The following is an 8,175-nucleotide window of genomic DNA, read 5'->3' on the forward strand; positions in this document are numbered from 1 at the left end:
CTGCGGAAAAATGGCAGGGGCGCCGCTGGCGCCCCTTTTCCGTTTATTGCAGCTTGGCGCGCAACAGCTCGTTGACCTGCTGCGGATTGGCCTTGCCCTTGCTGGCCTTCATCACCTGGCCGACCAGGGCGTTGAACGCCTTGTCCTTGCCGGCCTTGAACTGGGTCACGTTGTCCGGGTTGGCCGCGATCACCTCGTCGATGATCTTCTCCAGCGCGCCGGTGTCGTTCATCTGCCGCAGGCCCTTGGCCTCGATGATGGCATCCACGTCCTGGCCCTCGCCCGACCACAGCGCGTCGAACACCTGGCGCGCGGCGTTGTTCGAGACCGTGCCGTCGGCGATGCGCGCGAGCAGCGCGGCCAGCGTGTCGGCGTTCACCGGGGCGTCGGCGATATCGCGTTCCTCGCTGTTGAGGCGGCGCGAGACTTCGCCCATGATCCAGTTGCTGGCCAGCTTGGCCTGGCCCGAGGCCCTGGCGGCGGCTTCGAAGTAGGCGGCCATGGCCGGGCTTTGCGTCAGTGTGGTGGCGTCGTACTCGGGCAGGCCGTACTCGGTCACCAGGCGATCCGCCATGGCGCGCGGCAGTTCGGGCATGCCGGCCTGGACCTCGCTGACCCACTCGCGCTCGATCACCAGCGGTGGCAGGTCCGGGTCGGGGAAGTAGCGGTAGTCGGCCGCGTCTTCCTTGGTGCGCATGGCGCGCGTCTCGCCCGTGTCGGGGTCGAACAGCACCGTGGCCTGCTCGATCGCGTGGCCGTCCTCCAGCTGCTCGATCTGCCAGCGGATCTCGTAGTCGATCGCCTGCTGCATGAACTTGAAACTGTTCAGGTTCTTGATCTCGCGCCGCGTGCCCAGCGGCTCGCCCGGCTTGCGCACCGAGACGTTGGCATCGCAGCGGAACGAGCCTTCCTGCATGTTGCCGTCGCAGATGCCGATCCAGGTGACGATCTTGTGCAGCTCCTTGGCGTAGGCCACGGCCTCGGCGGTGGAGCGCATGTCGGGCTCGGTCACGATCTCCAGCAGCGGTGTGCCGGCGCGGTTGAGGTCGATGCCGCTTTGGCCATGGAATTGCTCATGCAGGCTTTTGCCCGCATCCTCTTCCAGGTGCGCGCGCACCAGGCGCACGGTCTTCTTCTCGTCGCCCAGATAGAACGACACCTCGCCGCCCTGCACGACGGGGATCTCGTACTGGCTGATCTGGTAGCCCTTGGGCAGGTCGGGGTAGAAGTAGTTCTTGCGCGCGAACACGCTGTGCTCGGCCACGTGGGCGCCCACGGCCAGGCCGAAGCGGATGGCGTGGGCGACGGCCTCCCGGTTCATCACCGGCAGCGTGCCGGGCAGCGCCATGTCCACGGCGCAGGCCTGGGTGTTGGGCTCGGCGCCGAAGGCGGTGGGCGCACGGCTGAAGATTTTGCTCTGGGTGGCGAGCTGGGCGTGGGTCTCGAAGCCGATCACGACCTCGTAGCCGTGCACCAGCAGCGATGCGGTTGGCTTGGCTTTCTGGTTCATCTCAAAAGCCCTCCGGCGACTTCGTGTGCCAGTCGGTGGCTTGCTGGAAGGCGTGCGCGGTCTGCAGCAGCGCGGCTTCCTGGAAGTAGTTGCCGATCAGCTGCAGGCCCACGGGCAGGCCGCTGTCGCCGAAACCGGCGGGCACGCTCATGCCGGGCAGGCCGGCCAGCGAGGCCGGCAGGGTGAAGATGTCGGCCAGGTAGTTGGCCACCGGGTCGTCGCTCTTGTCGCCGATCTTCCAGGCCACCGTGGGAGCGGCCGGCCCGGCGATCAGGTCGCACTGCGTGAAGGCCTGCTGGAAGTCCTGCGCGATCAGGCGCCGGATCTGCTGCGCCTTGAGGTAGTAGGCGTCGTAGTAGCCGTGCGAGAGCACGTAGGTGCCGATCATGATGCGCCGCTGCACCTCGGGCCCGAAGCCCTCGCTGCGCGACTTCTTGTACATGTCGATCAGGTCGTCGTACTGCGCGGCGCGGTGGCCGAACTTGACGCCGTCGTAGCGGCTGAGGTTGGAGCTGGCCTCGGCCGGGGCGATGATGTAATAGACCGGAATGGCCAGCTCGGTGCGCGGCAGCGAGATGTCCACCAGCGTGGCGCCGAGCTTTTCCAGCTCGGCCAGCGCGGCGCGCACCGGGCCCTGCACGTCGGCGGCCACGCCCGCGCCGAAGAACTCGCGCGGCAGGCCGATGCGCAGGCCCTGCAGCGGTCGCTCGGCACGGGCGCCCTCGCGCGGCTGACCCAGCAGCCGGGTGTAGTCCTCGGCCGGGTGGTCCAGGCTGGTGGAGTCGCGGTCGATGTCGGGGCCGGCCATCACGGACAGCAGCGCGGCGCAGTCGGCGGCGCTGCGCGCCATCGGGCCGGCCTGGTCGAGGCTGGAGGCAAAGGCCACCATGCCGTAGCGCGAGCAGCGGCCGTAGGTGGGCTTGATGCCGGTGACGTTGCAAAAGCTCGCGGGCTGGCGGATCGAGCCGCCGGTGTCGGTGCCGGTGACCGCCGGCGCCAGGCGCGCGGCCACGGCCACGGCCGAGCCGCCCGAGGAGCCACCGGGCACGCGGGCGGTGTCCCAGGGGTTGCGCGCCACGCCGTAGGCGGAGTTTTCGTTGCTGCCGCCCATGGCGAACTCGTCGCAGTTGAGCTTGCCCAGGGTCACCGTGCCCGCCTCGGCCAGCTTGGCCACGACCGTGGCGTCGAAGGGGCTGCGGTAGCCCTCGAGCATCTTGCTGCCGGCGGTGGTGGGGAAGTCCCGGGTGACGAAGATGTCCTTGTGCGCCAGGGGCACGCCCAGAAGCGGGCCGCGCTCGCCGGCGGCGATGCGTGCGTCCGCCGCCCGGGCCTGGGCCAGGGTCGCCTCCTCGTTGAACGCCAGGTAGGCGCCCAGGGACGCGTGCGCCCTGGCGCGCGCCAGCAGGTGCTGCGCGGCCTCGACGGCGGAGGTGCTCTTGTCGGCGATGGCGGCGGCCAGCTCGGCCACGCCCATCTCATGCAGGTCGCTGCGGCTCATTCGATCACCCTGGGCACGAGGAACAGGCCGTGCTCGACGGCGGGGGCGCTTTGCTGGTTGGCTTCGCGCTGGTTGGGTTCGGAGGCCACGTCGGGGCGCAGGCGCAGGGCCACATGATCGATCACGGCGGTGGGGTGGGCCAGCGGCTCGACACCGGTGGTGTCCACGGCCTTCATCTGCTCGACGATGTCGAAGAAGTCGTTGAGCTGGGTCCGCATGCGCTCGGCCTGGGCGGGTGGCATTTGCAGCCGTGCCAGATGGGCGATGCGGTCGATGTCGGAGGAACGCAAGGACATGACGGTCGGTTGGACGGGTGTGTTGGTGGGGGGCGGACGCCACCGGTGGTCGGAAACCGCCGGCAACGGCTTGTAAATCGGGAAGATCGACCCCGTTTACAGGCAGTTATACACAGGGGATACGGTATTATCGGTGGTTTGGCGACAATGCCCGCGTGCAAGCGCTTTTTGCCGCCGAATCAAGCACTTGGCCACCTGATTCCCACCCACGGCGATGACCGGGCGACGCCCCGGGCATGCCTCACCGGTATCCTCGCAACATGTTTGAAGCGTTTCGTCGGCAATTCTCGACCGACTTGGCCATCGACCTCGGTACCGCCAACACCCTGATCTACGTCCGTGGACGGGGCATTGTGCTGGACGAGCCCTCGGTGGTCTCCATCCGCCACGAAGGCGGCCCCCAGGGCAAAAAGACCATCCAGGCCGTGGGCCATGAGGCCAAGGCCATGCTGGGCAAGGTGCCCGGCAACATCGAGGCCATCCGCCCGATGAAGGACGGCGTGATCGCCGATTTCACGGTCACCGAGCAGATGCTCAAGCAGTTCATCAAGATGGTGCACCCGCGCTCGATGTTCAAGCCGAGCCCGCGCATCATCATCTGCGTGCCCTGCGGCTCGACCCAGGTCGAGCGCCGGGCCATCCGCGAGTCCGCCCTGGGCGCCGGCGCCAGCGAGGTCTACCTGATCGAGGAGCCCATGGCCGCGGCCATCGGCGCCGGCCTGCCGGTGTCCGACGCGTCGGGTTCGATGGTCGCCGACATCGGCGGCGGCACCACCGAGGTGGGTGTGATCAGCCTGGGCGGCATGGTCTACAAGGGCAGCGTGCGCGTGGGTGGTGACCGCTTCGACGAGGCCATCATCGCCTACATCCGCCGCAACTACGGCATGCTGATCGGCGAGCCTACGGCCGAGGCCATCAAGAAGGAAATCGGTTCGGCCTTCCCGGGCTCCGAGGTCAAGGAGATGGAGGTCAAGGGCCGCAACCTGTCCGAAGGCGTGCCGCGCAGCTTCACCATCAGCTCCAACGAAATCCTCGAAGCCCTGACCGATCCGCTGAACAACATCGTCTCGGCGGTGAAGATGGGGCTGGAGCACACGCCTCCCGAGCTGGGTGCCGACATCGCCGAGCGCGGCATGATGCTGACCGGTGGTGGCGCGCTGTTGCGCGACCTGGACCGCCTGCTGGCCGAGGAAACCGGCCTGCCGGTGCTGGTGGCCGAAGAGCCGCTGACCTGCGTGGTGCGCGGCTGCGGCATGGCCCTGGAGCGCATGGAGCGCCTGGGCACGATTTTCACCAACGAATAAGGCCGGGAGCGCGCCGGTGGGTGTTCCTTCCTGATCCATCCACCCGGCCAGAGACGACATGCCACTGGGCACGCTGGACCGCACGCCGCCCCCGTTCTTCAAGCAGGGGCCCTCGGCCCTGTCCCGGCTTGTGGTGTGCAGCGCGCTGGCGCTGTTCCTGATGGTGGCCGACCAGCGCTTTGACGTGATGCATCCCGTGCGCACGGTGCTGGCGACGGCGCTGTATCCCTTGCAGTGGACGGTGATGCAGCCGGTGGAACTGGTGCGTCGCGGTGGCCGCTACCTGACCTCGCTGCACGCGGCACAGCAGGGCGAGGCGCTGGCGCGAGCCCAACTGGCCGTGCAGGCCGAGCGCAGCCAGCAGGTGGAGCTGCTGATGCTGGAGAACCAGCGCCTGCGGGCGCTGCTGCAGATGCACGATCGCGTGCAGACGCGCTCGGTCGGGGCCCAGGTGCTGTACGACGCGGCCGATCCGTACTCGCGCAAGGTCATGATTGACCAGGGGCTGGCCCATGGGATTGAGGCGGGCTCGCCGGTCATCGACGACCAGGGCGTGCTTGGCCAGGTGACGCGGGTCTATCCGCTGGTGTCCGAGGTGACGCTGCTGGTGGATCGGGACCAGATCATTCCCGTGCTCAATGCCCGCACCGGTGCGCGTTATGTGGCCTTTGGCCAGCCCGGCGAGAAGGGCGACGGGCTGGAGCTGCGCTACACGCTGTCCAGCGCCGACATCGACGAAGGGGATCTGCTGGTCACCAGCGGTGTGGACGGGGTCTATCCGGCCGGTCTGCCGGTGGCCCGCGTGACCCGGGTGGAGCGTCGGGTCGAGTCGTCTTTCAACCGCATCCTGTGCGAGCCCCTGGCCCGCATCGACGGTGTGCTGCAGGTGCTGGTGCTGTCGCCGGTGGATGCGCAATTGCCGCCGCGGCCCGCCGAGGAGGCCACGGCGCGCGCGCGGGCTGCGCGGCCGGCGGCCGGGCCGGGGCATCCAGGAGGTGGGCAGCCATGATCATGCGCCCGGGACTGCAGCTGCTGCTGCCAGCCAATCCGGTGTTCATCTGGGTCACCCTGCTGGGTGCGCTGATGCTGAACATGCTGATGAACATGGGCCTGTGGGGCCGGGCGGCGTGGATGCCCGACCTGCTGGCCGTGGTGCTGGTGTTCTGGGGTGTGCACCAGCCGCTGCGCATCGGCGTGGGCGTGGGCTTCATCTTTGGCCTGGCGATGGACGTGCACCAGGGTGCGCTGCTGGGCCAGCACGCACTGGCCTACACGGTGCTGGGCTTCATGGCGGTGTCCATCCACCGACGGCTGCTGTGGTTCGCGTTGCCCAAGCAGGCGATCCAGGTGCTGCCGCTGTTCGTGGTCGCGCACCTGTTGTCCCTGCTGGTGCGCCTGTTGGCCGGTGAGAGCTTCCCGGGCTGGGCTTACTTGCTGGCGCCGGTGGTCGAGTCGGTGTTGTGGCCGCTGATCAGCGTGCTGCTGCTGGCGCCGCAGCGGCGTGCGCCGGATCCGGACGCCACCCGGCCCCTGTGACATGGTGCCCCCACGCTCCACCGCTGTGCGGGCCGCTGTTCCCCGAGGTGAAACGCTGTTGTCTTTCCCGTGTGATGCGCCGTGACGGAACTCAAGAACGTTGAAGCCGATCTGGCCCGGTTCCGCATCCGGGTCATCGCTGCGGTGCTGGCCGTGCTGGTGGCGTTCGGGCTGATCGTCGCGCGCATGGTGTACCTGCAGGTACTGCGGCACGAGTCGCTGGCGATGCAGGCCGAGAGCAACCGCACGGCGGTGCTGCCCGTGGTGCCCAACCGGGGCCAGATCCTCGACCGCCACGGTCGCGTGCTGGCGTCGAACTACTCGGCCTATACGCTGGAGATCACGCCCTCGAAGGTGCGGGATCTGGAAGCCACCATCGACGAGCTGTCGACGCTGGTGGAGATCACGCCACGCGACCGGCGGCGCTTTCGCAAGCTCATGGAAGAGTCGAGGCGCTTCGACTCGCTGCCGCTGCGTGCCCGTCTGAGCGACGAGGAGGTGGCGCGTTTCGCGGTACAGCGCTACCGCTTTCCCGGCGTCGATGTGCGCGCGCGCCTGTTCCGCCAGTACCCGAACGGCGAAGTGGCCAGCCATGTGATCGGCTACATCGGGCGCATCAACCAGCGCGAGAAGGAGCAGATGGACGAATGGCCCGAGGAGGAGCAGGCCAACTACCGGGGCACCGAGCACATCGGCAAGCTCGGCGCCGAGCAAAGCTACGAGCGGCAACTGCACGGCGTGACGGGCTTCGAGCGGGTCGAGACCTCGGCGGGTGGGCGGGCGGTGCGTTCGCTGGCCCACACGCCGGCCATGCCGGGCGACACCGTGGTGCTGTCGATCGACATCCGCCTGCAAAAGCTGGTTGAGGACCTGTTTGGCGAGCGCCGCGGCGCGCTGGTGGCCATCGATCCGCGCACCGGCGAGGTGCTGGCCTTCGTGTCCAAGCCGACCTTCGATCCCAACCTGTTCGTCGACGGCATCGACGTCGAGAGCTGGAAGGCGCTCAACGAATCGGTGGACAAGCCGCTGCTCAACCGCGCCTTGCGGGGCACCTATCCACCAGGCTCGACGTACAAGCCCTTCATGGCGCTGGCGGCCCTGGAAACGGGCACCCGCCAGGCCCAGGTGATCGTCCAGGACGGTGGCTCGTGGACCTTTGGCGGTCACACCTTCCGCTCGGGCCATGCGCTGGGGCCGGTGGACATGCGCCGCTCCATCATCAAGTCGAGCAATGTCTACTACTACACCCTGGCCAACGAGATGGGGGTGGATGCGATCCATGACTTCATGGCGCCGTTGGGCTTTGGCCAGCTCACGGGCGTGGACCTGCGGGGCGAGGTCCGTGGTGTGCTGCCCAGCCAGGCCTGGAAACGCAACACCTACAAGCGGCCGGAGCAGCAGCGCTGGTACGGTGGTGAGACGATTTCGCTGGGCATCGGGCAGGGCTACAACAACTTCACCATGCTGCAACTGGCCCAGGCCATGGCCACCATCGCCAATGGCGGGCATCGCTTCAAGCCGCACCTGGCCATTGCCACCGAGGACGCGGTGACGCGCCAGCGCGTTCCTCTGCCGCAGGAGCCGCCCGTGAACCTGGGGTACAAGCCGGAGAACGTCGCGGTCATCCTTGATGCGATGCACGCGGTGACGATCGAGGGGACATCGGCGCGGGTGTTCGCCGGCGCCGGCTACACCAGCGGGGGCAAGACCGGGACGGCGCAGGCGGTGACCATCGGCCAGAAGGAGCGCTACGACGCGCGCAAGCTCGAGGAGCACCAGCGAGACCACTCGCTCTACCTGGCCTTCGCGCCGGTGGAGGCGCCCAGGGTGGCGCTGGCGGTGGTCGTCGAAAACGCGGGCTTCGGTGCCGCGCACGCCGCGCCCATCGCGCGGCGCGTGTTCGATTACCTGCTCATGGACCAGTACCCGAACCCGCAGGACATGGCGGCGGTTCAGAAGGGGCAGGCCGCCGCGCCGATCGGCACGCCGCTCAAGGCCAGCGAGTTGCCCTGGCCTCTGGAAGAGTAAGGA

The 8,175-nt window shown here is 68.3% G+C and carries 7 protein-coding genes; 4 read left to right on the top strand and 3 right to left on the bottom strand.

Annotated elements, in window-relative coordinates:
- Positions 1 to 43: 43 nt before the first annotated feature.
- Genes gatB through gatC form a run of 3 tightly spaced genes read right to left on the bottom strand, consistent with a single transcriptional unit; the run spans position 44 to position 3,304 of the window.
- Positions 44 to 1,510, bottom strand: coding sequence for an Asp-tRNA(Asn)/Glu-tRNA(Gln) amidotransferase subunit GatB (gene gatB, locus PHQ87_RS02775; protein WP_300230965.1), 1,467 nt, complete (start codon positions 1,508 to 1,510; stop codon positions 44 to 46).
- Position 1,511: 1 nt separating this feature from the next.
- Positions 1,512 to 3,008, bottom strand: a complete 1,497-nt coding sequence (gatA, locus tag PHQ87_RS02780) for an Asp-tRNA(Asn)/Glu-tRNA(Gln) amidotransferase subunit GatA (RefSeq protein ID WP_300230967.1) — start codon at positions 3,006 to 3,008, stop codon at positions 1,512 to 1,514.
- The gene (gene gatC / locus PHQ87_RS02785; RefSeq protein ID WP_300230969.1) at positions 3,005 to 3,304 is read right to left on the bottom strand and encodes an Asp-tRNA(Asn)/Glu-tRNA(Gln) amidotransferase subunit GatC; all 300 of its coding nucleotides are present in this window, start codon (positions 3,302 to 3,304) and stop codon (positions 3,005 to 3,007) included. The genes gatA and gatC overlap by 4 nt, the downstream gene beginning before the upstream one ends.
- Positions 3,305 to 3,564: 260 nt before the next feature.
- Between gatC and PHQ87_RS02790 the strand changes: the two genes are divergently transcribed.
- The 4 genes from PHQ87_RS02790 (at position 3,565) to mrdA (ending at position 8,172) form a co-directional block, all read left to right on the top strand.
- Complete coding sequence (locus PHQ87_RS02790; protein ID WP_300230971.1) at positions 3,565 to 4,608, top strand: rod shape-determining protein; 1,044 nt, start codon at positions 3,565 to 3,567, stop codon at positions 4,606 to 4,608.
- 58 nt (positions 4,609 to 4,666) lie between these two features.
- On the top strand, positions 4,667 to 5,617 hold the full coding sequence (gene mreC, locus PHQ87_RS02795; protein ID WP_300230973.1) for a rod shape-determining protein MreC: 951 nt from the start codon (positions 4,667 to 4,669) through the stop codon (positions 5,615 to 5,617).
- Positions 5,614 to 6,144 carry a rod shape-determining protein MreD gene (mreD, locus tag PHQ87_RS02800; RefSeq protein WP_300230975.1) on the top strand — a complete coding sequence of 177 codons (531 nt, stop codon included), beginning with the start codon at positions 5,614 to 5,616 and terminating at the stop codon, positions 6,142 to 6,144. The genes mreC and mreD overlap by 4 nt, the downstream gene beginning before the upstream one ends.
- A gap of 81 nt (positions 6,145 to 6,225) precedes the next feature.
- Complete coding sequence (gene mrdA, locus PHQ87_RS02805; protein ID WP_300230977.1) at positions 6,226 to 8,172, top strand: penicillin-binding protein 2; 1,947 nt, start codon at positions 6,226 to 6,228, stop codon at positions 8,170 to 8,172.
- The last annotated feature ends 3 nt before the right edge of the window (positions 8,173 to 8,175 follow it).

The organism is Hydrogenophaga sp. (assembly GCF_028698005.1).
In the GTDB taxonomy this organism is placed as follows: domain Bacteria; phylum Pseudomonadota; class Gammaproteobacteria; order Burkholderiales; family Burkholderiaceae_C; genus Hydrogenophaga.

Bases quoted from the DNA above. Each gene is read 5' to 3' on its own strand.
- gatB (WP_300230965.1), bottom strand. From the start codon at position 1,510: ATGAACCAGAAAGCCAAGCCAACCGCATCGCTGCTGGTGCACGGCTAC.
- gatA (WP_300230967.1), bottom strand. From the start codon at position 3,008: ATGAGCCGCAGCGACCTGCATGAGATGGGCGTGGCCGAGCTGGCCGCC.
- gatC (WP_300230969.1), bottom strand. From the start codon at position 3,304: ATGTCCTTGCGTTCCTCCGACATCGACCGCATCGCCCATCTGGCACGG.
- PHQ87_RS02790 (WP_300230971.1), top strand. From the start codon at position 3,565: ATGTTTGAAGCGTTTCGTCGGCAATTCTCGACCGACTTGGCCATCGAC.
- mreC (WP_300230973.1), top strand. From the start codon at position 4,667: ATGCCACTGGGCACGCTGGACCGCACGCCGCCCCCGTTCTTCAAGCAG.
- mreD (WP_300230975.1), top strand. From the start codon at position 5,614: ATGATCATGCGCCCGGGACTGCAGCTGCTGCTGCCAGCCAATCCGGTG.